Genomic DNA, 25,700 nt, shown 5'->3' on the forward strand with positions numbered 1-25,700 from the left:
ATGAATCCGCAAGAATCATTGGACTTCTTCGCGACGCAACTATCGCGCTCCAGCAAAGGGCTCGAAGTTGCCCACGCGTCTCGCAATTTGCAGTTGGCAGCGCTCAACACGAGGCAGATGTTCAAGGGACATCTCATGTGTGGACTGATCAAGTGGAGACAGGGGGAAAGTCCTGTCCGCCATTTTGAGGACGCAGTTAGGGTGGTGAGTGAATCGTCTGAGCTTCTGAGAAGCTGGGATACTTCATTCGAACCCATCGAGAACCTGCCGAGCAGTCGTGCGGCGCTCCTGGCGAGTTTGCTTGGATCGCCCTTTGAAAGTGGATCGCCCGAAAAGGCGGATCTTGCTGCGGACGTGCATCTTGACTATCTGCTGGCAGAGGCAAGGGAGGCTGCGGGTTCGCAGCAAGCGCGTGCGATCGTTGCAAGACTTCTCGAAGGAAAGCGCACCTCCTTGGCTGGAGAGACCTATCAAACCTACTTCGAAGTTCTGTCTGCTCAGCCGGGCTCCGAAGCGCTAACAACTCTAGTGGGGAAAGCGGAGGCGCTCTTCACCAAGCGCGGAAGGGACGCCTTCTTCTCTGGAGGCGATCAAACGGAAGGTGGCGGACCCGATAACGCGCTGGTCGTTGATTACCGCCTTGGAGTCGCTTTGAAAAAGATGGGCTATAGGGGCCCTTCAATTCATGCTTGGGCCTGGTAAATCATCAGGGAAGCCAACCGCAACCCCTTAGCCGCTAAGGACTGGGGTTCAAACAACAAAGGCCGCTGATTGTCCTGGCCGCGTGTCTTGTACGCGTGTCCATGGTGATCACTCCTCGAACCCCGCTGCTTAAATAAGCAGCAGGGTAGGTTGAACACCTGGCTCACTTTTACTTCGGCGCTACGTCCAAAACTGGCTCAGTTTCCGGTCGGCGCCAACAGTCATTGGGAATCTCTGCATCGCTCAGTTGCGCTGAGATGGACCGAAGCAGGTGCGCAACTGCTTAGACTTCTAATATCGACCAGAAGCGGCCATACGCTGTTGCGCTAACGTTTTGCGTTGACTACGTTGGATGGCTTTCACAGTAGTGAGATGCGAAATTTGGTGGTCGGCATTTTGTGCCGACTACGCAAATCGCCGAAAGCTAGTTAATCCCAGATTAAACATTGCTGTGTTGATAAAAGAGGTTATCGCCGCCACCGAAGGTGCACGCAGTCAATGAAGGCCACCTCGCGCCATACAGGCGGGTCGCAACTGTCGTTAGAACGGTTATCCATACTAAAAAGTGTTGATAGACGCATATATAGCACTTGGGGTGAGGTGTACTCTTTTAGAAATTGTTGGTAGACCTTCGGTGGGTTCCGCTTTCGTCTGTTTTGACATCGGAGTTTTCCAATTTGTGGGTAGAGGCTCCAAGGTCCAAGACGACGGGTGCAACAAACCGTTGATGCCCGACCAAGATGCGGTCGCCAGTTCCCAAGTCTAGATTTATGGTTCCATGAAGAGCTGATCCCTAGCTGCTGAAACTTGCACGAACGCCACGGCCGAGGCGGCTTTCCTGGTTGATATCTGCTTGCGTCTATGATCATCCCATGTCGCGACGCAGATGGACCGCGAAAGCTCATCAGTGACTGCACGGTAAGGCTGTCAGGGGCTATGCAAAACTTGATATCAGGGAGAGATAACAGAGATGCTCGCGATGCAAGACATGGTGAAGACGATGCGAGGGATCGCTCCTTGGCCCGTCATGCGCGCCTTCCTCAAGCGCAGCGGCCTCCCCGTCGCGCGTGGCTGGGATGAAGTCATTGAGAAGTTTAACGAGCTGCCAGCTTTGGAACGGACTCGTGCCGAAGCGAGTGTCGAAAAGTTCCTGACCGACTACCACCTTCACGGCGAGAAGTGGGTCACTTTCCTGGAAGTTCCTGAGCACTTTCGTGACCGGCTATCGACCTACCTCGGCAGCCTACAGCCCGAAAACGGACAAGCCACTTCGGATTTCCCATTGCGTATGGCGGACGACTTTCTGATGACCGAGGAGCAAGATATTTTGCAACTGGTCAAGGTAACGACTCAGGGCGATGTCGTCAGTTTGATTTTCTCAGGAATTGCGGCAGCCGAACGCAAGGACACAATCTACCCGGATCAGTTTGTCACTAGCGGTATCCCACCTGCCTTCACAGGCTATGAGGAGATCGTACTCATTCGCCGCCAAGCGTCGCAGTACTTCCCTGTGATCGTCTTCGACAAGGCTCAGGGTCTAGTGCAAGCGTTGGTGCCCAGCCTCGGCAATATGTCTGCAGAGGATGTCTTGCTGACAAACCTTACGCGCAAAATTAATGAATTGCTCGTTGCGGAGTTTCAGCTCGACCTCCAATTGCTACGCAATCACAACCTGTTTCCAGCCATTCACAACATCTACATGGAACCCACCGAAGGGACCGTTGTAGAGTTGGGCTTCCAGACAGAGACCGGCTCGGCTAAACTCGAGCGGATGAAGGAGCATGACCTCCGACAGGAGCCCTTTCACGTGAAAGGCAAGGCGGCCGTTTTTAACACTCTTCTAGAATTTAGGTTAACCGTTCGGTGGGAGTTGAATGGCCACAATGTAGAGTTGATGTTGCCTGGCACAACGCGCACCATCGCTAAGTCACCTCCCTACGCTTTGTACCGAGCCCGCATTACCGGGACGGTTGACCAGGCAGAATTCGGGCACTGCATCGCCAAGCTCCTCGACTACAGCTAACCGTGAGCTCTCGACACCTGTCACCCTATGACCGTGCACTGGACGCCTGTCGCGGCGACGATGTCGAACTTCGTGTGTGTCGATGGGTCGCACAGAGGATTGTGGAGAGTCGAGAGCAAAGATCGCCGAAGGTATTCGCTCCCTTAGAGGTCTCTCCCGAGGTGATCTTCCGAGCACTCGATAGCAGCGATGAGTCCCATTACAGCAAAATCATCGAAGCATTCCACAAGATGAGCTTGAACAGCATCGGTATGCTGGAAATGCGCTATGAGTGGCATGAAGACAGTGAAGATATCCTGGCGATTCCTGTGCCCGTAAACGGTCGTGACGTGGCTGACGCACTTCGCACGGGGGGGATGTATAGCCCGGTTTCCGGTGAACTGATCCGCGACTTCTCAAGCCATGTCCACGTCATTTACATGGCGCGAACGGACAAAGATCCATATCAGGTAGCTGCAGAATGAGCGTGACAGTGGATGAGCTTTGCCGACGCCACGGCAACCAAAAAATACTTGATTTTTTCGAGCGACGCTATCCCTCGTCATACCAATCTTTCCTGGACACGGTGCATGCGTGCATGGATAGGGCGACCGTAGAAGTGCAACGTGCCGCGCAGTACCTCTATAGCGCCGACGAAGACACCATCACGACTTTCATCGTTTCAAACCTCCGGGCTCAGCAGCTCGACGCTGAACACGATAGTGATAGCGGTGGGCACGTAGACGTATTCATACAAGACGCCGACAAGAAATTCACTTGGGCGGCCGAAGCCAAGATCGACAGCAGTGCAGATTGGGTGCAAGGCAGCATCCCGCAACTAATGGATCGATATGCGGACGGCACTGTAGGCGCAGACCAAGGCGGCATTTTAATTTATATCAAGAACGAAGATGCTGCCAATTACATGCTTCAGTGGCGCAATCACGTTGTTACCAAGTACAGCGGCATAGCTAAATTTCGAGATTGGAACTGCAGTACGCGTCACCCGTATTCATTTTTCTCCGAGTGTGTGTACAACAAGACGGGGCAACTGTTCGGGATCCGCCATATCGGACTCACCTTGTTCCGTCAGGCTAGCAAAGACGACGCGGACGCTAAGGCCGCCGCGAAGAAACACCTTGATGAGTCGCGCAAAGAAGCTGAGCGTTTGGCATCGGCGGCCGCCATTGATGCGGCTGTCCTGGCTAAGTCACTTGAAGATCTCGCCGCCACGCGGCACTCTGATGCCGATTTGCAAGCGGCTGCCGGAAAAGCTCGTGCTATCGCAGAGAGGGTCGAGGAGGCTGCGAAGGCTGCGACAGGCGCGCTGCCACCTAAAAAGCGGGCCCGTAGCACAGCAGTCAAGCACGTCAAGTAGAGGGTGACCGCTTGGAGGAGGGACGTCCCAAGTCAACATGCTTTGCGCTCTGTCCCCCGTGAAGAAATACAGGTCCATAGGGGCGCTGCACAACAACTTCTTTTGCATGCCCACCGATGCCGGTAAATTTTCTGGGGTCGGATCAACCTCCAGACGAAGCGAATTGACGGTCATGTAAGGTAGGTTGACGCTTCAACGCGTCACCGATGCTTGCGAGTTGCCCGTCTCTGAGACTCCGTGCATGCTATGACTCAATGCTGCAGTGGGATCTGTGGCAAGAATTCCATCCCCGTCCTCTTCACCAGCTCCTGATAGCTGATCGGCCGACTCACCGTCTCCCCCTCGCGGTTCTCCTGCCAATACGCCCAGGCTCTTTGCGTGGACATGTCATAGACCAGCTTGTACAGAAAGGTCGGCACCTTCACCCCATTGGGCCCAATGCGCGGACCGTTGTCAGTGAATACCGGCCCCGTGATCACAAACACATCCCCCTTGGCTCGGCGCGCGTAGCGCCGTGTGTCCTGCTCAATCTTGTTCCAGGCGCCCCCGTTGTGCTGGGCATTCTGCGGAACCATGTTGGCCAAGCTGAAGCTCTGGGCCATGGCCGTCGGGGTGGGCATATCTCCCGCAGGGGCCATGTGACCTCGGCTGTAACCTGAGTTCTTGTAATCCTCCGGTTCTGCCCGCTCACGGCTTGGAAGTCGTGCATCCGCAAAGAAGCGCTTGGCGCGCTTCTCGTCGGCATCTTCGACGAGCCTTCGATTAAGGCGCTGCGCAACATATACAGGCGTCTTGGTGGTACCCGAGTGCAGCACCGCAAAAGCTTCATAGCAAAGCTCCCGCAACTGCGGCCGGGGTGTGATGGCCGGATGCGTGCCATTTATGAAGAACTGCGGACACTGCGCGAAACTGGTGGGCTCGGGCGTGAGCAGGGGTGCACTGTCGAACTGCGGGAACTTTGCCCATGAAGAATGCGGGAGAACTGTGCCGGCAAGGGTCAGTGCCAGCACGGCAGCCAGGCGAAACCCACCCGATCGAAAGAACAAACGATTCACAAAAAGAGCTTCCAGCGAACAGAAATTGAAGGAGCCCACTTGGAGCATCCTTCACCGTCTGACCTTTGCCGGAATGCACGCAAGCCACAGGGTTTAACGCTGCTTTCAGATTGACATCTGCAAACAAAAAGGACTCCCGATGGGAGCCCAGTTTGCTTGGCCAGTGCGGGTGTGTTCAAAACACCTCCCATGGCAGCAGCACCCCGCCACGCGGCATGCCACCACAATGGGAAGTCCCGCAACTCGTCAATTACATGGCGCTGAATTCGCCGTGGGGGATTTGGCCGGTGCGCACGGCTTCAGCGGCCTGGGCACGCACGGCAGCGCGGTCAGCGTTGGACTTGTAAGTCACCACGCGCGAGCCTGCTGGCTCCAGGCTGTGGGTGCGGGCTTCGACAACCGCTTCAGCATTCACTTCAGCACGGGTGCGGTTTGTGTCGAACTTCAGAGCAAATTGCGAGCCATCGGCTTCGTCAGCCTGGGCGCTAAAAGAAGCGAAAGCGGCAACAGCGGCGATGGAGAGGAAACGTGCGGTCTTGTTCATGATGAAAATCCTTGGAGGTTACGTCTCAAAAAAGCCGGGTCAAAAACCAATCTTGAACCGGGTTCGGTGAGTCGCCTTGCGGGTTCGGCTCATCGATGGGTTGAACTGTACGCCGCTGTCGTACAGACAAAAACCACTCAGTCGCAAACTAACTGTTCCAGTATTGGGAAGAATGGCGCACCGCTGCTAAGTGATCGCCCCTCTAACTTCAAGTCACTCTCAGTGACTCCAAGAACTCCGTCGCATTGAGCTGACTCTTGTCCTCCATGCAGTTATTGTGAACACCGCGTGCGGGTACCCGAGCATCCGCCTACCGAAGAAGCTGCACAACGACAGGAGCCACCATGTAGAGCCCGTAGAGCACATACGCAATGCACGGTAAGGCAAGAACGGCGGCAGCCAGAATCAGTGCGAGCCTGTAAGGAGGCACCGCTGACGAGAATGCCGCGATGCCGACGGCCATGCCAATAGCTGCGCAGGCAGCGAGCCAGGAGAGCGCTCCTGCCCAAACCTTGCCATGGCCGCAACCTCCCTCAAAGTCAGAGGCGCATGGCGTGTGAACTGCAATCGCCAGTTTTGCTGCGAATGACGCGGTAGCGCAGTAGAGGATGAATAAAAACGCCAGAGTAAATTTTGGAACCGATGAGTTTTGCGAAGCGCGGTTTTCGGTCAATGCGAAGCCTTGATGCGATGCAGCTCACAAAGCCTGCTGAAGCTGCGAAGTGGAGTGTTTGGACATGGATGCGGGCATTGTGCAGACGTTTGCATCTGAGGTACCGTACCGATGCTCACTGGGCTCCATGGCGAGAAAAAACCCTGGAGCCGGACGGCGGCGGCGCGCAAAACTATAGCCTGCGGTCTGCACGTACCGCACACCTGAGCTGCAACGACTAGCGCAGCGCCTCATGCGTGGACCCGACCCTAACGCTGATCATGAAGTTGTGAGAACAGCCGGTATGCAGCGATTGCAGTCACCCAGTTCTGGGAGCCGAACGCTTAATATCGGCCAGGGGCGGCCAGGAGCGGCCAGTGGGGGCGGCTAGTAGCGGACGCTCAATGTTCGGGGTGAGTCGCCGATTACCGCGTACCGCAATTGGTCGACATAGGGGTTAGAGTGCAGTTTCAAAGACCTCAGCTTCCTCACCAAATTCCAACTCTGCCGCCGTCCGGACAAGCGCTGGAAACGCGAACCAGTACTGCCTTCTGACCGCGTCTTTGACGAAGGATTCGCCAAAAGATTCGCAGAAGTGTCTGACCTCCCACGGAGCGAGGTGATCTCGGTCAATCGAGAGCAGCTTACGTCTGTGTTTCCTCATCAATCTTCTGAACTGGCCCAGTGTGGTGATTTGGAATCGCGCTAGTTCTGGAACCAGTTCATCGAACGACGCAGTTCCGTAGTCGTTCCTTGGGAAAGATGCGAGCCATCACCTTGTGAATGAGCTCACCCGATAGGGGACGTTGGTTGACTCGGCTTCGAGCAGAGATTCGATTCATGCTGCGCCTAATGTGATCTATTCCTGAAAAGTTGCTAGCAGTAAGCCAGCGTAAAAATACTGCCAGAAAAAGTCCGCGAAACCTGGTTGGCGTCGACCGGCTAACTGCGGCCTGGCAGGTGGCAGAACCAGATACTCCAGCGGCCGGTTTGGGACAATGTCGTGCAAGGGCAGCTTTGGGCCCACAAGAGACATTGCGAGCGCTCCGAAGCGGTCATTCGCCCGGTGTCGCGACGCTCTGAAATCCTCGCGCAAATTCGAGGAAATCTTCTGCAACGTGAAGTGCAGCAGCCGGTTCCATACCAATCATTGGCAGCATGAAGACAGCGCCTGTCGCGTCGAATGCATAGACTTCACCGCCCCCGTTTCCGGCGAACGCCACGTAGCCCGGAGCGTATACATCAACCTCGATTTCTGCGTTGGCGCTTGTGACCTCATCCTCGCCCCACAGGATGACATAGCGCTCTTCATGCGCCGTGACAGAGAAGCCCTCGAACAGACCGTTCGTATCGATGAAGGCACGGTAGACAGCAGGTAGTTGGATGGTCATCGAAAACGTCTGTTCATGGCCGGGTTACGCCGCTAAAGCTCAAAGGCCCCTTTGAACTGCTCAGGCCAAACAACAACGTACTTCTCGCTGGTCTTTAGGCGCTTTGCGACCACTGTATCGTTCAACACTCCCCTCAGCTTCAGGAATGCATAGACGCGCTCAAGAACCGGCGCCCACGTGCTCGTTGGGTAGATGAAGATGTTGAACTTGCTTTGCCCGATGTCATGGCCGTCGACCACGGCAAAGCTATTCTGGGAGAACGCCTGAATCAGCGTCTCTTCGATATGCAGCAACGAATCGAGGCTGGTGGACTCAGTTATCGGAAGCTGAACGATAAGCTGATTTCTAGGCATTTTTTTGCGTTCCGAGCGAGCTAGGCACCGTCGTTGAATGACCGATAGTGGCCGAATTCTGCCCCAGTGTGAAGGGCGCTAGCGAGCCTAAAGCTAAACTTGGTTAGGTCGAGATTTCGCCGACACGTCGTGCTGCCTGAGCCCGTCCAGGAACACATGTGGCAGGTCAAAATTGGCGGCCACATCGCAGAGCACGTCGATCATCACACTTCGAAACTCATCGGTCATTGCTGGCACGTCTAGCTTCTCAAGGCGCCGCGCATTCAACTCGACTGCCACAGGAAGATAGGCGCCTTTTGCGTTGATAGGACCGATCTCAGGATTTAGGTCGTCGCTTTCACCGTAGCGCAAGATGAGGCTGATGCTCTTGAACGGCGCAGTAGCCAAGAATTTGTGCTCCACGAGCTCAGGCTCCAGGGCATTTCTTGCCGCGAGTGCAGCTTGCCCATCGCCTTTGATTCGGCACTTGATCAATCCCACGGCGCCGACGATCAGATTTCGAACTTCAGTCACAGCTCCTCCCGTTAGTGCGGCCATGACCGTTTCTGGCCGATAGTAAGCGTTCGACTTCAACATACGGACGACTGCAATCGCTGCATAGGAGTCCTTCCAGGCAGGGCCGTGTAGAAGGTCGGCTACGCGCTCGAAGGGACGCATCACCGCGGCTTGGACGATGCCAAGACCATCGCCAGACTGCTGCGGCACATTCCAAGCCAGAGCCTTAAGGACGCCCTGCCGCCCTCAAAACAATGACGTCGGCCACCAAGGTCGGGTGTCCCGATGTTCCTTGCACCGAGTGCGATGCCAAAGCTCGGGGACAGGCTTGCCAGGAGCACCGCACGCATCGCAGATTGATAGAGATTTCGTTCCAGCAGCAGCGACCAGGCTTTCCAACTGCGGATCGAGCTCGACAAACCGCAGGTCCAGACGTCCCCATTTTTCTCGGGCGCTGAGCGCCCTGGGCTGCTGGCCACCTGCGTTGGCATGGGCCTGCAACTGTCCGCAAAGCTCGTCCAGCAGATCAAGCCAACCTGGCCCACCTCTCGGCACAGTGTGAGAAAAAATCAGCGGGTACTTGTCCTGCAGCACCTCCAGGCCTGCAGGTTTGCCGTACCCCTTCACGCTGCGGATGATCCTCAGACGCACGTCATCAGGCACCAGGCAGGCCATTGGGGACGCCTGCCGAAGCTGCTGTCCGCGTTCGGATTCTTCGAGCGCAGCCGCCCAGTCACTGGCCTTGATGATCTCAACCCAGCGGTCACGCAGTAGCTTCGCGTGCCTACTCCCACTCCCAGCCCACCGCTCCAGGATCGCCAGTGCGCGGTTTGCCAGGCTTGGGTCGGCCTGGATCATCCTCACTGCCTCTTCATGCAGCAGAAGGCTACGGTCTTTTGGTTCTTGGAGCATGGGGGGGGGTCAAGTCACAACGCTTGTAACAGGAGGGGACAAAAATCGCGTCGCTTGTTCAAAGGCATATGAGCAAGCCAGGGTTAAAGCGCGGGTTCTCAAAACTGCCATCGCGCTGCAGGTAACCACGAGGGTTGCACACCACCCGACACCCATGGGTCTCGTAATCAAACGACGTATGGGTGTGCCCATGGATCCACAGGTTCACACCGTTGAAGAATTCGGGTGGAAGGTCCGATCCAAAGGCCGCGCTGGCAGGCTCGTCGGCGTATTGCGGGTCAGTCGAGAGAGGGCTGGGGTAGTGATGGGTTACGACTACGCGAGGCCTACGAGATTCGGTGGACAGCTGGTTGGTCAGCCATGCACGGCTGGCCCGGTGCCGCTCGATGGTCTTGAAAGGGTTGCAGCCGGCGATTGCGCGGTAGTCGGCGACGTAACGGCTGGCATCGGTAATGGATTCGCTTTTACGTCCCAGCAACTCAAAGTCGGTCCAGAGCGTTGTCCCAAGAAAGTCCACTCCGCCAATCGAGATCGTGTTGTTCTCAAGAAAGTGAATGCCTCTCTGCTGCGCTGCCCTGCGCATGTCTTGCAGGCAGCGATCCCAGTGGTGGTCATAGAACTCATGATTGCCGGCCACCCAGAGAATCGGCTTGTCCTCCCCAAACTTCTCGCGCGCCCACGTCGGGACGAACTCGCCGTCGTGAATGTCCCCGGCCAGGATCACGAGGTCACAGGCCTCGATAGCTGCAGGATCGGGTGTGAACGCGGTGTGCTCCGCATGGAGGTCCGAGAGCACATAGAGTTGCATCGACTCCTTCCTTTCAGCTGCCGCGAAGGCCAACCCTGCCTGCCGGCACAAATTGACCGTCGTCCGTTACCTGACCCCGTTCCACCGTTCCGTTGGAATTGGTCCTCAGCACAACGGAAGGATCCGCAGGGTCCATGCTGAAGCGTACGGGGTTCATTCGCAGGATGTCACTCAGTGCCTCAGCGCGGGTCGGATCGTTCAGGACCTTCAGCAGTCCCCCGAGGACATCCGGACTTTGGCCGTCAGTTGTGTTTTCCTGCAGGCCATTCGGCTGATGATCGATCATGATGTTGTCTCCATTTGCTTGGTGCAGTTTTCGCGATCCACCTCCACGATGAAGGAGGTCGAGAAGCCGTCGTTTTCCCCTCGCAGTGGGGTGCCAAACGTGTAGCCCCTTGGGTTGCACACCACACGCGTGCCTTTCACGCGGTAGTCAGAGCTTTCGTGCATGTGGCCATGAATCCAGAGCGCTGCGTTGCCCATGAGGTGCTCCAGGTTGGACGCATAGGAAGGGGTGAGTGGATGACCGACGAATCCCTGCGGAATTGATTGGGGATGTGGCGCATGGTGGGTGATGACGACCGTGTTCTCGGCGCTGCCCCGTGCGAATTGCTCCTGCAGCCATTCAACGCTTTCACGGTGACGGCGCTGGGTGAGCGCAGGGATCACGGTTTTGGAGCGCACCCAGTAAAAGTCCGCGTTACCGGAGGTTCGGGAGAGCTTGATCCGTTTGTAGTCGGTCATCCGGTGCTGTGCCTCGCGCATGCACTCCTGGGCTTCGTCTTCTCCGTTGACCTCAAAGTCTGTCCACAGGCTGCAGCCCAGGAACCGAACGCCCTCGATCTCCACCGCGTCGCGTTCAAGGAAGTGAATGCCGAGCTCCTCAGCCAGGACACGCATATCTCGGATGTGTTTGGTCCCGTCTCTGGAATAGAACTCATGGTTGCCGGCGACGTAGATCACCGGCTTCTCGCCAAAGACCTCTTTGGCCCAGCGCAATCCCTTTAGCCCTTCGTCGATGTCGCCTGCCAAGACTATGACGTCTGAGCCGTCATCGATGCGGCGTCCATCGCTGAGCCTCACGTCCAAGGCGTGATGGTTCAAGTGAAGATCGGACAGGATGAGCAGTTTCATCGGCGGCAGAGAAGGTCAAGTGACGGTGCAGGTATGGTCAGACTCAAATTCGCATGGTCGGTCGGCCGAATGGCAGTGGCAAGTCCACGTGCACGCATCTCAGAGCCTCAAAGCAGACTACCGATCACGGCGGTCGGTGTCTAGGGGGGGTCACAGCGCAACGCAGTGGCCTAGACATCCACAGTCTCCCGCTTAAATGATCCGCAGATTTATCAAGTCCGGGAACGGATCGCTTCGTTTTCCCAAGATGCCATCACTAGAGTTCCCCTCCCATCAATGCTTTGTCAGCGTGCGCTGTGGCTATACGGTGGAGCGCTTGTTTTGAGCGATGGTTCTTCTCTGACCTTGGCTGGGCGCATCCACGCCCCCAGCCCGAGCGCATTCATAGAACACGTGTTCGCGGGGGAATGCAGGGTGCACCGAATCAACCAGCGGCGGCACCCATTTTTCACACCAAGACCACTGCGAGCGCTACAAGACAACAGGGTCCCTGGCATTGCCCGGACTCTCTCGCTGCAACGGCCTGGGAGCTGCAAATCGAAATGGCGCCTTATTCACACACATAACCACCGCCCGTCATCGGACCGCTCCACCAGCAGCCGGGGATTGAAATCGCGGTTTTCATACTCACCCTCAATCCAACCCCAGGGATACCCCCGCGGATTGCAAACTACACGACAGTTTCCTACTCTGTAGTGATGTGATGAGTGCGTGTGCCCGTGGACCCATAGCCCGGCTCGGTCCAGCAATTCGGCCGGCAACTCGGAACCAAATGCAGCTGTGCAGAGGTCGTTCCGGTACTGCTTCGCAGTTGATTTCTTTCGTGGGAAATGGTGTGTTACCACCACCCGATCTCCTGGCGCTGCTGCCTTGGACAACTCCGCCTCCAACCAAGCACGGCTGGCTTGGTGCCGCACGACCGTGGCCTCAGGCGTACAGCCTTCAATGCGTCCGTAATCCGCCATGTACTTGCGAGCCTCGGCCATGGCATGTCCAGCCTTGTCAGCACCAAAGTACTCAAAGTCGGTCCACAACGTCGCCCCGAGGAACTGTACGCCCCCGATGACAACTGAATCGTTCTCCAGGAAATGCACCTGTTCGCGCAGCGCCGATTCTCGGATCTCATTTAGGGTGCGCTGCCAGTGCCCGTCGTAGAGCTCGTGATTGCCAGGGACCAGCACAATTGGCTTGGCTGGAAAGGTCGCGCGTGCCCAGCTTGCCACCTGGCTTCCCTTGTGAATGTCACCCGCCAGCACGACCACATCGGCGGCCGCTGTCGCCGCTGGATCGGGCGTGAAGGGAGAGAACTCCACATGCAAATCCGAAAGAATAAGGAGCTTCATACAAGACCCGATGAGCGGGTGGTCTGCGGTTATGGTCTAGTTGCGCGCGGTCTTGAGAAGCCTTGCAATCGCGACGCCTCGGCAATGGAAGTGGCAATCCAGAATTACCGCAGACTATCGCCTGCGTTACGCGGCCCATACCGTCTCGGAAACCCCTGCAGGCAGCCACTGCGCCCATCCCAACGGCACAATTGGCCATCTTCAGTCACTTGGCCTCGTTCCACTGTCCCGTTGGCATCGGTCCTCATCGCGACGGAAGGATCCGCTGGATCCATGTCTATGCGCACCGGGTTCTTTCTCACGATTTCATCCAGCCCCTCAGCGCGGGTCGGATCGCTTAGGACCTTAATCACTCCCACTAATACATCGAGACTTTTCCCGTCAGTCGTGTTTGCCTGCATGACGTTTGGCGGGTGGTCGATCGTGGTGTTTCCTCCAGTTGCTTGGTGCAGTTTTCGCGATCCACCTCCACGATGAAGGAGGTCGAGAAGCTGTCGTTCTCCCCCCGTGGTGGGACGCCGAAGCTGTACCCCCGCGAGTTGCAGACGACGCGCGTTCCGTTCACGCGATACTCGGAGCTCTCGTGCATGCGGCCATGAATCCAGAGCGCTGCGTTGCCCATGAGGTGCTCCAGGTTGGAAGCATAGGACGGGGTGAGTGGATGACCGACGAATCCCTGCGGAATCGATTGGGGATGTGGCGCATGGTGGGTGACAACGACCGTATTCTTGGCGCTGTCCCGTACGAATTGCTCCTGCAGCCATTCAATGCTTTCACGGTGGCGGCGCTGCGTGAGCGCAGGAACTACAGTCTTGGAGCGCACCCAGCAGAAGTCTGCGGTACCAGAGGTACGGGAGAACTTGATCCGTTTGTAGTCGGTCATCCGGTGCTGTGCCTCGCGCATGCACTCCTGGGCTTCGTCTTTTCCATTGACTTCAAAGTCTGTCCAGAGGCTGGCACCCAGGAATCGGATGCCATCAATTTCGATGGCCTCGCGTTCAAGAAAGTGGATCCCGAGTTCGGCCGCTAGGACACGCATATCTCTAAGGTGCTTGTTCCAATCGCGCGAATAAAACTCGTGATTTCCAACGATGTAGGTCGTGGGCTTTTCTCCAAATGCCTCTTTAGCCCAGCGCAGTCCCTTGAGACCCTGGTCGATGTCGCCAGCCAGGACCACCACGTCAGCCTCGGCACCAATGCGGGTTCCATCGTGGCAGGTCAGGTGCAACGGATGGTGATCTAGATGAAGGTCAGACAGGATGAGCAGTTTCATCGGCGACATGAGGGAGTCCTATTGGGAGGTGCCTTCATCTCGGGGATTGCCAGCACCGGGTGGTGAGCTGGCGGGAGGGTGTTCAGGTGCACACCCACGCGCCAGTAGGTCGTACTCGGACGACGGTGTGCTGAACGCGGGGCTGGAAGATCATGGAGTCAGAAATACGCTGTCGATGGAACTTGATAGAAGGCTACAGGTCAGCGTTGCGGGTGTCTAGGGGGGGTCATTGCGCAACGCGAGCACCCAGACCACCGGATTACTCCGTCCAAATTTTGACGGAAACCCCGGGTGGGTCCGGCCTTTCCCACCCCAGGGCCGTCTGGATTTGGACCTGGAGGTCTTTTTCGAACTGTCCCATGCGACGGCTTGTCCTTCGGACGGCGAACACGAACGTTGCGCTGCAGATTCCTAGTCCTACGCCAAAGCCAGTCCATCCCATCTTGAACATGGTGGCTCCGATGATCGACAAGACAGGCACCGCCAAAAATCCCAAAATTGGTACCAAGCACCCGCCTCGGAACGCGTCACCGAAACTCACCCGCTTGGCGATGACCTGTGTGGAGTACCGAAACAGCTGTTTGGTTGTCGCATTGAAAACAGCGATAGGCCACATGGACTCCGCGTCCCGCCAACCAACGTAGATCGCAGACACCTCATGCCCGTCACGCAAAGGGATGTCCTCGTTAACGATCAACCGCTTCTCGGTGCCATCGTCACGCTTGATCCACCAGCTTGTCTTGTTTTCGGTGGAGCGAGCCAGGTACTTTCCGTTGTTCAGCGCAATGTGCTCTTCCCGATAGACCACTTGGGAGTTTTGCTCCACTCCATAGATTTTGCCGGTGAGTACATATCGTTCGAGGATTTTGCTGCCAACTTGAAATGCCACGGGGACTCCTGCTTTGAACTTTGGTTCGGGTCGCTTCGCTTAGTGCGCAGAGGCAAAGCCAGCGGTCTGGGCTTGTGCGCTGTAGATCAGGGTGGTCCTTCGGAACTCGAACATTTCATGCAAGCCGTAGCAGTCGAGCAGTTCACGCCCGTCTGCCAACACATGAATCCAGCCCTGGCAAGTCTCTCCACCGGGCAGTGGCGCCGCGCAACGCCAGAGCTCGGCTACGGCATCCAGAGCCCAGTGACCGGTGGAGTTGGCAGGGCCAGGCGATAGAAGGCTGACGTGGGAGATCTGATATTGCTGAGCCATGCCTTCTAGCTCCGAGGGCGCTGCCAGTACGGTGCGGTTCTTGATTTCTGAGTCGCCCTCCTGGTGGATCGCTTCGACCAATAACCTGCAGGACGCTGAGGCGATGGTGACCTGGCGCCAGAAACACGGTTCGGTCTCCGACGTCGGGATCAGGTGGATTTGGTGGCGGGACTCGGTCAGGAACACGGGCGAGTTTATGTAGGAACTGACGGAGTGGCTTCACGCAGAAGCATCGAGCGCTACGTGCAATGTACGAATTGGTGTGTGTACGAATGAGTATACATATCTGAGAGTTGGGGCGTGCCCTTCCAACGCCCGCCAACGGTTTCAAAAGAAATAGATCCACGACGAAGCCTCGGGCTACGTGTCAAGGAATTGCGTGCGGAGTATGGGCTTACACAAGAGGATTTGGCCGATCGCAGTGGACTGTTTAGGACGTACTTGAGCAGGATCGAATCAGGTCAAGCAAATCCCACCCTGACAGTGCTTTACCAGGTTGCGGCTGCGTTTCCTATAGGCGTGATTGAGTTGCTCACACCGGCAACGAAAGACGACCCTCCAAAGGTGAGATCCGCCGCGCCTCTATCACGTGGACGAGTAAAGAAGTAGTTTGTTGAGAGTCTTGGTGACTTTCAAAAGCCTTCAGTGCAGTTCGACCCCTAATCCATCGCGGCGCCTGTTTCTGAAGGGCCCCTAGACAGCAGCTGACGGTCTAACCTGCTGGGCAGATAAACCTGCTGGTCTATAAATCGCTTGCTCCCCGCAGCTTCACCAAGAGGCTGAGGCTCGCTCAATTTAAGCGTTGCCAGCCGTTCTGATCGCTCACCAAACACCGGTCAAGCCGTACCAGCCACTTGGGACGAGAAAACAACGCAGCTGGCAAGTCACAAAAATATTCTCGGCGAAGGCTCTGCAGAGACTCACTTTGATATTTATGTGTGGACATCTCCAGCAGACTCGACGAAGGCTTTTGCTTCGCGGAGCGAATGGAGATAGAAAAGCGGCAAGCAATTAAGACAGGCCCTCGGCACGCGCCCCAGATCTAGACGCGCAAGCATGAGCTACCTAGGATGGTCTGCTTCAACGACTTGGGCCCTACGTGAATATGTGCGCCGTGGCAGAAAAATTGCAACGATCACCCTTAACTGAGGCCAGTTTCGGTGAGTTGCTTTTTGAGTTGAGGCGGATGCGCTGCGTGAGCCAAAGAGAACTGGCGAGATTGGCTCATCTATCACCATCGTTGGTCAGCGAAATCGAGAACACCCGACGTGCTCCGCCGCCACTAGAAAAAGTGATCGCAATCGGAAGAGCCCTTCGGCTCGCACCGATCGAGCAACGCCGTCTCATCCAATTTGCAGAGTTGGAACGCACTCGACTTGGGCTGCGGATCAAGAAAAGTACGCCTATACACGTCGCCGACCTACTGCGCGAGATAGCCGGTCTCGCTGGACAACTCTCGCCTGCACAAGTGCAAATGATCAAAGAGAACCTAGCGGAGGCAATCATGAAATAAGAAACGGCAGGACCCCTTTTCAGAAGCCCCGCCGCCCAGGGTGCTCAGACCGAAGTCCTCGCGGAGCGCACCGCTAGATTAACCGATCTGACCTCAGGGTGGTGGATTTGTTCGCGCCTATCAGGCGAACAACTCGGAAGTCAGAATCATGCAAAGACTTGTCTTGTGCGGTGAGGTCCAGACACGACTGTCAACCCCGTCGCTGCTTTCACCAGATCCCTATGGCTCGCAAAACCCAGATACAGCTGAGTCTCGGCACCCAGCAGTAGCCAGCAACTTCTGCAGCTGTCCCCAGCACCTGGAGGCAGCTCATGAGAACTGAAAAGAAGTTTTCCCCAAAAGTACTTGCTCGCTTCTTGAAAGAGGGGCGAGGCCTCGGCACGTACTCGGACTACGTACCCTGGCACCGCGTCTCACGCTCAGATCCGTCGAGCCGCGGCCGATCCCATCTGCTCTTGTGGCGCGACCGTCAGCGGGAGCTGCTGTCGGACGGCGAATGGACAGGCCTTAACTTTGCTTCGATGCTGCCAAACTTGGTTGACCTCGTCGAGCAGTTCCCAATCAACCAGGAAGATGCTGAGCATGAGTTGAGCCGCTGGCAGATTGGGATTGGAGGACGGGTCTACCCCGGCACCATGACTTTGGCACACCAGATGGGTATCAAACACCCCGTTGTGACCGACACCGACGAAACAGTCACCTGGACCAGCACAACAGACCTGTTGCTGGTTTTAAGGACGCCTAAGGCAACAAAGCTGACCTTGTTAGCAGTTTCCTGCAAGCCAAATGACACGCTTACTCCACGCGCCAAAGAGCTACTACTACTAGAAAAAACGTACTGGCAAGTGCGTGGTGTGGAATGGCTGCTCATCACACCCGAGATATACAACAAGCAGGTCGGACTGACCTTGAAAATCGCCTCAGCCTGGGGATTGGCTGAACCTGCCAGCGCGACCGAGATCAGCATTGCCACCCATGTCGTTCGGTCGATGCCTTTTCATTCCTATTCCGACGTCATCGGTCGATTGACTCAGATCTTCGGTGGATCAGAGCAGCACGTGTATCTGGGACAACGGGCACTTTGGCAGGCCGTTTGGCAAGGCCAACTGCCTCTCGACCTCCGCCGTCATTGGCGCCCTCACTTGCCTCTCACACTGCTGCCGATGACGGATTTCCTCGCGCTCAATCCGATTGCATCAAGGAGGTCGTCATGTCTCTGATGCCCAATCAGGTATTCCGCCTCGCACGGGACGCTCTCGGTTTGAAAGCCGGACTTTTTCGAATCGTTATTGATGCCCCCGAGATCAATGTCGTCTACTGCTCACAGTTTGCCCCTTCGCACCTTCCTGAAAACAAAAGAGGCGGGCGCACCCGGCTAGCGAAAACCAAACGGTCGAAAAGGATCGTCAAAACGCCGTTGGTAGGTCAGCTATTGAGCGTGCCTCGGCAGGCCCTCCTTGAGCTCCATGAAGCGCACGAGTTGATGCCTGTAACCCTGGAGCTCGCATCGACCTACTACCTGCCTCTTACAGATCGAAATACAGCTGAAAGATTCGAGCAACGATGCAATGTAATGAGCGAGTTTCTCGACCTGGAAAAGCTCAAGGAGGAACTGTTGGTCCACGGCAATTTAGGCCGTTTGGTCCGAAATGCCGTGGCTAGACATAAGGCTAGTCGAGGCCTCATCTACAACCTTTGGTCATTGCTATGCAGGTTTGGTTTGACCTCAACCAGTCTGCGACCGCGATGGGATCTTTGCGGTGCGGAAGGCAAGCCGCGCGACCTTGGCGAGGATGGGCGCCAGAACAAGGTCGGACGTAAGACGCTAAAGCAAAGGATCGACAAACAAGCATACGGCTCTTGGGGTGAACCTATTCAGCCCGGAATGAATGCAGACTGGCGCGCCAAGATCATCGTGGCCGACAAGCGCATACCAGTTCCTAAGCCATCGATGCGCAGGCGTTACGGAGAAATTATCGCAAGCGGGTTTGTTAAAGCAATGCGCTACGACGATGCTGGGAAAATTGTGGATGTGGAACTCAAGCACGGTGAGTACCCAAACTACCAGCAGGTCAAACGGGTTCTCACTGTCGAGACCAGCGCGTTAGAAAAAATACTTCAAACAACAAGCAAAGGCCACTTCAAGCGCTCTTTGCGAGGCATGACCAGTTGCAGTTGGCAGGGTTCTCCCGGCCCTGGCCTTTTGTACGCCATCGACAGCACCATCGGTGACATCTATCTGAGATCGGCGGTAAACCCTGAGTGGATCGTTGGGCGACCGATTGTCTACATCATTGTCGATGTCTGGTCCACGGCAATCGTTGGTTTCTACGTCTGCCTGACTGGCCCCAGTTGGGACACAGCGCAGGTAAGCCTTTTCAACACAACGGCATCGCCAGCGATGTTAAGCAACCTCTGGGGCTACGAGATGCGCCAGTCATTATTTCCATCCCCTACGCTCCCGGCGCGTCTTCTGTGTGATCGCGGCGAATACCTCTCTAAACGTGCGAAGGCCACGGGTATGAAACTGATCAGAGATATGCAGTACACGCCGCCTTTTCGCCCCGACCTAAAGGGCATCGTGGAGGTCCTCCATCGCATCGTGAAGAACACCCAGTACAACTTCCTACCCGGGGCCATGGACGCTCGCCGTGTGGAATACGACCTAAGACGCTCCAACCCAGCGGCTGCGACGATGAATGTCCGCCAGTACACCCACTACTTGCACGAAACTTTCTTTGTTTACAACCTCACCGCGAATCGCTCAAATCGAATTGATGCTCATATGGCAGCCGCCGGTGTGTTCCCCAGCCCGGCAGGACTCTGGAGTTGGGGCCACGCCATGGGCATCGGCTACTTGCGTGCAGCCGCGCAAGCAGAGCTGGTAACTCAACTACTGCCAGCTCGCGAAGCTCGTGTCACCCCCCGCGGCATTCGGTTCCGCGGAAATTATTACGAATCTCCCCTTGTGGAGGCGGAACACTTGTCCACCTTCGCCAGATCGTCTGGGGGTTGGGAAATTCCAGTCCAGTACTACCCGGGATCTGTGTCGACCATTTGGACACCTAACGTTTCTGGCGATGGCCTTATCGACCTCCAGATAGCCGACCATGCAAATGCTTCGCCCGAAATCAACTACGACGATATGGCTGACGCAATTGCCTTTCAACAGCTCAAGGCCGCCGACATTGAGCACCAACGCGTTTGTGCCGCGGTACTTGGTTTGAAGCGCATGGATGCCATCCGCCAGCAATCGATTGAACAGACTCGGATAGCACTTGATCGGGTCAGAGGCCGAGCACCGACGATCACGGAGGCCCGTGCCATGGAAAATGAAATCGCTGCCCAGATGTTGCACTGTGAATACCGTGGCACCCGAAAAGACCGCGCAGCGGTCAACGAAAACCATCTCAGCATGATGGAAGACATCTTTGCGGCAAAGGATAGGGAGGTGGCAAATGACCTCTAAACATGCCCCCCCACACGACCCGTACGCTGACAACATCTTGGTCCAAGGGCTTGGTCCAATACTCTCGCGGCAGGAGGCTGCGAGTTCACTCGTAGCTCTTCCCAAACGACCTCCAAAGGATATAGGGACCATTCCGCGTCACCTGCGACTACACATGCTGATGGATGTCCGCAATCTACACACACCGAGCATTGAAGGGCTTCAGCTGTTCGAATCGATCGACATGATGATCAGGCAGAACTACCACCATTTGCACCCCTCATCTGCGAGCACCTGGAGCAAGATCAGCGGTGAACCTGTTCAATTCCAGCTACCGTTGAATGCTCCAGCGTTCGGAGCTGCGGTGGAGGGAGTATCAGGTTCGGGAAAGACTCAAGCGATCAGAAGGTGCCTAGGTAGGTATCCCCAGCAAGTCATCAAGCATCCGTCATTTTTTCGGATGACAAACGGCTTGCAACAAGTCGTCTGGATCTCGCTGGATGTCCCCGCCAGCGGCAAAGCAACAGATCTCGCAGCCGCACTGATGACTGCATGGAAAAAGGTCACCGGTAGTACTCGGTTCGACAAGACACTGTCGGGAGACTGGCGCAATGGGATGCAGATGCTGGAGGAATGGCGACAAGTGGCATCGACCCACTTTCTGGGCTTGCTGCATCTCGATGAGATCCAGAATTTCTTCAAACTCTCAACACTGGATCGACGTAGACGGCGCAAGGTCGGGGAGGAACCTCCAGAGCTCAGCATTGTGGAAGATCAGTGCATCAAATGGATCCTCACATTGATGAACACGTGGCAAATACCCTTGCTGGTATCGGGCACACCCGATGGGATCAGTGCGTTGACCAAGCGATTGAGCAACGCCGAACGCATTGTCACCTCGGGGTATCACGCGTTCAAGCACTTTACCGATGTTGAAGACCCGGTTTTTCGACAGCAATTCCTGCCCAGGCTGGGTGTGTACCAGTATGTCGCGCGACCACTACCGATTTCGGATGAACTGGCTGTGGTCATCATGGACAAAACGGCGGGTGTCCAACGGTTGATCATCGCCTTATGGGTGGCCGCCCATCGAGTGGCATTTGAGCGCAAAGAAGACGATTTGCGGCTCGACGATTTCCGCGTCGCAGCGGATACTTATCTCGCTCCTGTGGGACCGGCGGTCGACGCACTGCGCAGCCAAGATCCCAAGCGGATGGGACGGTACGAAGACCTGGTCACCCGGGACCACAGCTTCTGGGGTCAGTTCTGGGGTCCAGTCAAAAGTAACTGAGAGTCAACAGAGATAGCTGCAAGGTGGGCCCGTTCACTGAACAGGTTCCACTGTCGCTGCCAATTGCACTGACAAAACCTGCTTTGCTTTTCGAGCACGGGGCCGCACGCTGTTTTTGGGATTCATCCTCTTTAAGCATTTAGGCAAATTTGGGCCGCACATCCGAAGCAATCCCTCGAACTTTCGCTCAGACAGCCCAGCAACTTCTGCACTCGCAGAAAAAGAAAGTCGCCGAAGGTAGAAGGCTCTCAAGCCGACAACACGACCGATCGCCTCAGGGTCATCCGCATCGGAAAGAGTTGGAAGGCCCAAGCCGAGAAGCGCCTTTCTCACCGTGTGCGTGGGAAACTCCAATTTCTTCATCACTTCGCTATGCGCGCCGAGAGCCTCGACGTAGAGGTCAATCAGGGTATTGTCGTCAGGTAAGTTGTGAACGCGCCGAGAACGGCGTACTGCTCGCGTCTCATCATCACTGCAGGCGTTCAATAGCGCGTTAATCGCTTCGTCGGCACTCCCGAACAGCACAGTCAAAACCAACAGGTATGCCGTCACGGAAGACGCCGAAGTTCTTAAGTACATCACCCCGTCGATCTGGTGTAGGAACGTGCCTGGCTCCTTTTCCAGAATTCCATGGAACACCGCATCGAGCCAATGATGAGGAAACAAATCACGTAGTCGGTCGCTGATCAAATCGCCCTTACTCTGCCCAGGATTGGTCTTAAACCCGAGCGACCGGCCAAGGTCATTCAACATGGGGACAATTAACGCGACACTGAAGGGCTTAGGTTGATCGTAGAAAGTGGCCGCCAGATCGAGGAACCTTTGCACATATCCGTTCTGTAATGCCTCCTCTGTCCACACGTATGGGATTGATTCACCGCTTCCGACGAACTGAGTTGGCGAGTGCAGAAGTGGATCCCCAGTGGACACGAAAGACAACGGTATCCTGTGCTTCGGACACCATAGCTGCCCTGGGATTTGGTGATCCCGGCGCCAATAGCTAACCCCATGAAAGCGGATGTCAGCCGTCACACAGTCTTTGCAGTAATACGCTGCGTGATACGTCTTCTGCATCGCTGTGTAGTTGAGGGCCGTGCCTTCTCCCTCACTTCCATGAGCAACCTCGGGGTGGTATGAGGTGATTCCTCGTCGTAACGGCAAGGTGGTATGCCGCTGTGCAAATTGAACTTCGGACATTCCCGCCATCTGACTCAGTAGTGCATGGACGGTCAGCTCCCGTCTGCTCGCTCCTGCATGTCCAAGGTGCGCTGCCATGGAGTCCGTCATTTCCTTCAGATGCTTGTAGCCGTTGACTCTCATGATCCGGCCGAGATATCCGCGATCCAACTCCTCCGGCAATGGCGCAGGCTGCACGAGCATGGTCATGAACGCTCTCCTTGAGATCGGGAAACAGGTGTCGAATGTTTCAGGACAGCAAGCGAACGGATGACAGCTGCCAAGGCTTTGGCATCTGACGCAGAACCATCCCAAGTCGCTTGAAGTGCCTCAATCAGGTCGTGGTTGCTGCGCACAGCATCGGCGCTGACCCCGCCCTCGAAGTGCTCAACGAAAAGGCACACCTCTTCAAACAAGCGGGAAGCCCTTGTGCCCTCCCCTTTGAGGATGCGGCTGACCTGCGATTGACTGGCCCCCACATGGGCAGCGATATGGGCCTGGGCGATTCCATGCGCCGTGCAGATACGGCGCGCGTTCGCTGCGCGCGCTCTCACTTCTGATTCAATCATGCACTAAGCATATCTCAATACATATATGCATATCAAGCCTGAAATATCGGCGAGACTAAACTGTCATCAGCGAAAAAGGTCCCGGGAGGGGAGACGTGCAGCCAAAGCCGCCTGGATCGCCTCCAGGGTGCGGGGCAACCGTTGCAGAGAAGCCCGCTTGGCCCGGAGATCAGGTATTTGCTGGCACAACTGCCAGAAGTGGATGCGGCGCACGCCCCGCTCCTCCATAAGGTGCAACGCTGCTTCACGAACCAAGTCGCGTAGTTGTTCGTCTCTGGCTTCCCAATCCACTACTGAGGGCCTCGGACGCAGCGAAGCTGGTAGCAGGTCGGGCTTGTTGGCATCCAGCCAGGCGCGGTCGTTCCGGTAGAGCCACACGTAGGTGCGCGGGTCCAGTTGGCGCATCCATTTGATCCCGAGACTTCCCGAGGACTGCAACAATTGAAGCCACAGTGCGCGCGAATGGGCTCTCGCTTTGGCGCTTCGTGCCTCAGACCAATCTGCATGCAGCTTTGCGTCACTGAGCAGCAAACGGGTGATGCTCCCGATGGAGACTCCGGCTTGAGAAGCCGCTTTCTCCTTGTCAATCCCTCTGCGTAGGTCTCGAATTGCTTTGGCACGCACATTTTTGGACAGCTTCTGTGGCCGACGTGAAATCGCTATCCCAGCCTTTGCAGCCCAGACGAGCGCTGTTTGCGGATCGACCCCAACCAAGCTCGCCGCCTTGCGCACTGATTGCCCCTCCTCCCGAATGAGGCTACATAGGCGGTCTATTCGCGGGTTAACGACTGGCAATGCGGCTAGCACATCGTCCTGAGTGGGTGCGCGGTTTTGGACCTTCTCAGATTTCAATGCGCATTCAAACCGTTGGGCATCGCCAAACAGCCAATGGATGAGCAACAGGTGCCTGAGCGGGTGGGTGCCAGAGCGAGGTGGCCTCAACAATCGGCCCAATTGCATTGCCATCCCCTCCTCGTCTTCGGCCAGCGAATCGAACTCCGGGATACGCCTGAGCGGCTCGCAATGGTTGAGGAAAGCAGTCGCGATCTGTCCAGTGCGCAAGCTGGCCACACCGGCAATCCAACCGCGCGCCTGCAGTTCCTGGCGGTAGACCTCGTGCAGTTTCCCTAACAGTAGTGGTTGATGCTCCGCTGATTGCACAAGGTGTTCAATGAGTTCGGCGAGGCTCAGTAACACGGAGGACGAAACCGTCTCGATGGGCTCCACGCTAGCGGGATTCAGTTCGCTCAAGCGTGGCAAAAGCCATTGGAAGCGCTCGACCCCATTGGCTTTCAGGGCAGATTGCAGCAGTGGTTGTTTGTGTGTCGTGCACATCCACACACCCGGGAACTGGTGCTTCAAATGCCAATAGGCCCACCCAGTCTCGCGGAGGTCCTGTTCCATGCATTGCGGGCAGGCTTTAAGGGGATGGTTGGCGCGAAAGCGACTTGTAAGGATGCCAAGGCGCAGCTTCAAATGGGCGACACTGGCGCTGGACATACACGCGACTGCATTTTCAGTCTCGCCTGGAGGAGCGAAGGCCGCGTAGAACTTGAGTAATGTCCGCTCCCTCGCTATGAAATCGACTTCTCCAAGCAATGCGTTCGTGCGCTGCGAGAAGGCACCAAGACTGTTGGGTAAATCATGGTGGGTACCAGCACGTGCGCTGCCGAAGATCAGTTGGCAGGTTTGCGCAGATGTGACGTGCCCCCAAAGCTGGTGATGACGGCTAACCAGACTGAAGAATGTCTCGTCAGGCAGCCAGGACAGGAGCTGGTACTCGGGAAAGAGTTTGTCCGTTTCTGGCATCGCGGTAGGCTATGCCGAAGGAGGTCCCTCCGCAAGGTGTCTTGACTTGCCGGATTGCGACTCGCCGCCGCTGGTCACCTAGGCTGAAGGTTTGATCGATGTCTGCAATGCCAACGAACCGCTGAGTGGGACTTTCGGTGCATCGATGCACCACCTCGGACTGCAGTGCGTGCGCTGAAGCAGGGTGATGCGCACTACGCCGATGCACGCCCTATCCAGAAGGCGGGGCAGCAGGTGAACAAGCGCGGCCCTTGGCGAGCAGCGCTTGCGCAGATCCCGCGCAATAGGCCAATCATGGCGATGATCGTTATCCTGGCCATGATTGGTCTGCACCCGAACTGCAGGCAGAAGTAGCGGCAGCGCCCTTTACATTGGACCGCACAAGCTCGCGCGCAAAGAACAGCAATTCGCTTTTCGACGTAAGCCCTGCGCTGCTCCGGCGCGTCCGAGGTCAGGAATTGAAAGGCCGAGACAGAAGATAAAGCACGTGGACGCAGCTTGCGACTCTCGCCCTGCCATTCAACGCCGAACTCCTCCAGTGTGAACCCTATGTCTTTCGCTACCAGGGCAATGGCGAGTTCTTGAGCCAGAAACAATTCCAGATCAGGCGGTACCTCGATTTTTTGATCGGCATACATGTCGGTTTGGAGT

27 protein-coding genes are annotated in these 25,700 nt (G+C 56.3%); 9 read left to right on the top strand and 18 right to left on the bottom strand.

Features of this window, described 5'->3' with window-relative positions:
• The 4 genes from ACSQ3Q_RS20675 (at position 1) to ACSQ3Q_RS20690 (ending at position 4,082) form a co-directional block, all read left to right on the top strand.
• Complete coding sequence (locus tag ACSQ3Q_RS20675) at positions 1–702, top strand: hypothetical protein (RefSeq protein ID WP_436136202.1); 702 nt, start codon at positions 1–3, stop codon at positions 700–702.
• A 970-nt stretch (positions 703–1,672) separates the two neighbouring features.
• Complete coding sequence (locus ACSQ3Q_RS20680; RefSeq protein ID WP_436136203.1) at positions 1,673–2,725, top strand: hypothetical protein; 1,053 nt, start codon at positions 1,673–1,675, stop codon at positions 2,723–2,725.
• Between the two features lie 2 nt (positions 2,726–2,727).
• Positions 2,728–3,189 carry a hypothetical protein gene (locus tag ACSQ3Q_RS20685; protein ID WP_436136204.1) on the top strand — a complete coding sequence of 154 codons (462 nt, stop codon included), beginning with the start codon at positions 2,728–2,730 and terminating at the stop codon, positions 3,187–3,189.
• Positions 3,186–4,082 (top strand): hypothetical protein, encoded by an 897-nt coding sequence (locus ACSQ3Q_RS20690; RefSeq protein ID WP_436136205.1) that lies wholly within the window; start codon positions 3,186–3,188, stop codon positions 4,080–4,082. Before ACSQ3Q_RS20685 ends, ACSQ3Q_RS20690 begins: the two co-directional genes overlap by 4 nt.
• Before the next feature lie 251 nt (positions 4,083–4,333).
• Here the strand turns inward: ACSQ3Q_RS20690 and ACSQ3Q_RS20695 are convergent, their stop codons facing one another.
• The 14 genes from ACSQ3Q_RS20695 to ACSQ3Q_RS20760 form a co-directional block, all read right to left on the bottom strand.
• Positions 4,334–5,176, bottom strand: coding sequence for a DNA/RNA non-specific endonuclease (locus ACSQ3Q_RS20695; RefSeq protein WP_436136206.1), 843 nt, complete (start codon positions 5,174–5,176; stop codon positions 4,334–4,336).
• Positions 5,177–5,387: 211 nt separating this feature from the next.
• On the bottom strand, positions 5,388–5,681 hold the full coding sequence (locus tag ACSQ3Q_RS20700; protein ID WP_436136207.1) for a DUF4148 domain-containing protein: 294 nt from the start codon (positions 5,679–5,681) through the stop codon (positions 5,388–5,390).
• A 310-nt stretch (positions 5,682–5,991) separates the two neighbouring features.
• On the bottom strand, positions 5,992–6,354 hold the full coding sequence (locus tag ACSQ3Q_RS20705) for a hypothetical protein (protein ID WP_436136208.1): 363 nt from the start codon (positions 6,352–6,354) through the stop codon (positions 5,992–5,994).
• Positions 6,355–7,388: 1,034 nt separating this feature from the next.
• Positions 7,389–7,724: an SMI1/KNR4 family protein gene (locus ACSQ3Q_RS20710; RefSeq protein ID WP_436136209.1), complete on the bottom strand. Its 336-nt coding sequence runs from the start codon at positions 7,722–7,724 to the stop codon at positions 7,389–7,391.
• Between the two features lie 32 nt (positions 7,725–7,756).
• Positions 7,757–8,017, bottom strand: a complete 261-nt coding sequence (locus ACSQ3Q_RS20715) for a hypothetical protein (protein WP_436136210.1) — start codon at positions 8,015–8,017, stop codon at positions 7,757–7,759.
• Positions 8,018–8,170: 153 nt separating this feature from the next.
• Positions 8,171–8,653 carry an Imm39 family immunity protein gene (locus ACSQ3Q_RS20720; protein WP_436136211.1) on the bottom strand — a complete coding sequence of 161 codons (483 nt, stop codon included), beginning with the start codon at positions 8,651–8,653 and terminating at the stop codon, positions 8,171–8,173.
• A 165-nt stretch (positions 8,654–8,818) separates the two neighbouring features.
• Positions 8,819–9,484, bottom strand: a complete 666-nt coding sequence (locus tag ACSQ3Q_RS20725; protein WP_436136212.1) for a hypothetical protein — start codon at positions 9,482–9,484, stop codon at positions 8,819–8,821.
• 58 nt (positions 9,485–9,542) lie between these two features.
• On the bottom strand, positions 9,543–10,292 hold the full coding sequence (locus ACSQ3Q_RS20730; protein WP_436136213.1) for a metallophosphoesterase: 750 nt from the start codon (positions 10,290–10,292) through the stop codon (positions 9,543–9,545).
• A gap of 13 nt (positions 10,293–10,305) precedes the next feature.
• Positions 10,306–10,578, bottom strand: coding sequence for a hypothetical protein (locus ACSQ3Q_RS20735; RefSeq protein ID WP_436136214.1), 273 nt, complete (start codon positions 10,576–10,578; stop codon positions 10,306–10,308).
• Positions 10,575–11,426 (bottom strand): metallophosphoesterase family protein, encoded by an 852-nt coding sequence (locus tag ACSQ3Q_RS20740; RefSeq protein WP_436136215.1) that lies wholly within the window; start codon positions 11,424–11,426, stop codon positions 10,575–10,577. The genes ACSQ3Q_RS20735 and ACSQ3Q_RS20740 overlap by 4 nt, the downstream gene beginning before the upstream one ends.
• A 554-nt stretch (positions 11,427–11,980) precedes the next feature.
• Positions 11,981–12,769 (bottom strand): metallophosphoesterase, encoded by a 789-nt coding sequence (locus ACSQ3Q_RS20745; RefSeq protein WP_436136216.1) that lies wholly within the window; start codon positions 12,767–12,769, stop codon positions 11,981–11,983.
• A gap of 358 nt (positions 12,770–13,127) precedes the next feature.
• Positions 13,128–14,042, bottom strand: coding sequence for a metallophosphoesterase (locus ACSQ3Q_RS20750; protein WP_436136217.1), 915 nt, complete (start codon positions 14,040–14,042; stop codon positions 13,128–13,130).
• A gap of 259 nt (positions 14,043–14,301) precedes the next feature.
• Positions 14,302–14,931: a hypothetical protein gene (locus tag ACSQ3Q_RS20755; protein ID WP_436136218.1), complete on the bottom strand. Its 630-nt coding sequence runs from the start codon at positions 14,929–14,931 to the stop codon at positions 14,302–14,304.
• A gap of 39 nt (positions 14,932–14,970) precedes the next feature.
• Positions 14,971–15,429, bottom strand: coding sequence for a hypothetical protein (locus ACSQ3Q_RS20760; RefSeq protein ID WP_436136219.1), 459 nt, complete (start codon positions 15,427–15,429; stop codon positions 14,971–14,973).
• A gap of 114 nt (positions 15,430–15,543) precedes the next feature.
• Here ACSQ3Q_RS20760 and ACSQ3Q_RS20765 point away from each other — a divergent pair, with 114 nt between their 5' ends.
• The 5 genes from ACSQ3Q_RS20765 to ACSQ3Q_RS20785 all read left to right on the top strand — a co-directional run bounded on the left by ACSQ3Q_RS20765 (position 15,544) and on the right by ACSQ3Q_RS20785 (position 21,495).
• Positions 15,544–15,852 (top strand): helix-turn-helix domain-containing protein, encoded by a 309-nt coding sequence (locus ACSQ3Q_RS20765; protein ID WP_436136220.1) that lies wholly within the window; start codon positions 15,544–15,546, stop codon positions 15,850–15,852.
• 505 nt (positions 15,853–16,357) lie between these two features.
• On the top strand, positions 16,358–16,756 hold the full coding sequence (locus tag ACSQ3Q_RS20770) for a helix-turn-helix domain-containing protein (protein WP_436136221.1): 399 nt from the start codon (positions 16,358–16,360) through the stop codon (positions 16,754–16,756).
• Positions 16,757–17,067: 311 nt separating this feature from the next.
• Complete coding sequence (locus ACSQ3Q_RS20775; protein WP_436136222.1) at positions 17,068–17,976, top strand: TnsA endonuclease N-terminal domain-containing protein; 909 nt, start codon at positions 17,068–17,070, stop codon at positions 17,974–17,976.
• Entirely contained in the window at positions 17,967–20,225 is a 2,259-nt protein-coding gene (locus ACSQ3Q_RS20780) for a transposase (RefSeq protein ID WP_436136223.1), read from the top strand. The genes ACSQ3Q_RS20775 and ACSQ3Q_RS20780 overlap by 10 nt, the downstream gene beginning before the upstream one ends.
• Before the next feature lie 154 nt (positions 20,226–20,379).
• Positions 20,380–21,495 carry an AAA family ATPase gene (locus ACSQ3Q_RS20785; protein ID WP_436136224.1) on the top strand — a complete coding sequence of 372 codons (1,116 nt, stop codon included), beginning with the start codon at positions 20,380–20,382 and terminating at the stop codon, positions 21,493–21,495.
• A gap of 33 nt (positions 21,496–21,528) precedes the next feature.
• On the opposite strand, the gene ACSQ3Q_RS20790 is transcribed toward ACSQ3Q_RS20785, so the two are convergent.
• From ACSQ3Q_RS20790 to ACSQ3Q_RS20805, 4 genes are all read right to left on the bottom strand, one after another.
• Positions 21,529–22,881, bottom strand: coding sequence for a TniQ family protein (locus ACSQ3Q_RS20790; protein ID WP_436136225.1), 1,353 nt, complete (start codon positions 22,879–22,881; stop codon positions 21,529–21,531).
• Positions 22,878–23,240, bottom strand: a complete 363-nt coding sequence (locus tag ACSQ3Q_RS20795; protein ID WP_436136226.1) for a hypothetical protein — start codon at positions 23,238–23,240, stop codon at positions 22,878–22,880. The genes ACSQ3Q_RS20790 and ACSQ3Q_RS20795 overlap by 4 nt, the downstream gene beginning before the upstream one ends.
• Positions 23,241–23,306: 66 nt before the next feature.
• Positions 23,307–25,049: a TnsD family Tn7-like transposition protein gene (locus ACSQ3Q_RS20800; protein WP_436136227.1), complete on the bottom strand. Its 1,743-nt coding sequence runs from the start codon at positions 25,047–25,049 to the stop codon at positions 23,307–23,309.
• Between the two features lie 194 nt (positions 25,050–25,243).
• Entirely contained in the window at positions 25,244–25,687 is a 444-nt protein-coding gene (locus ACSQ3Q_RS20805) for a hypothetical protein (RefSeq protein ID WP_436136228.1), read from the bottom strand.
• Between the last annotated feature and the right edge of the window lie 13 nt (positions 25,688–25,700).

The sequence above is a fragment of the Acidovorax sp. LjRoot129 genome, from assembly GCF_964253765.1.
Classification (GTDB): Bacteria; Pseudomonadota; Gammaproteobacteria; order Burkholderiales; family Burkholderiaceae_C; genus Acidovorax.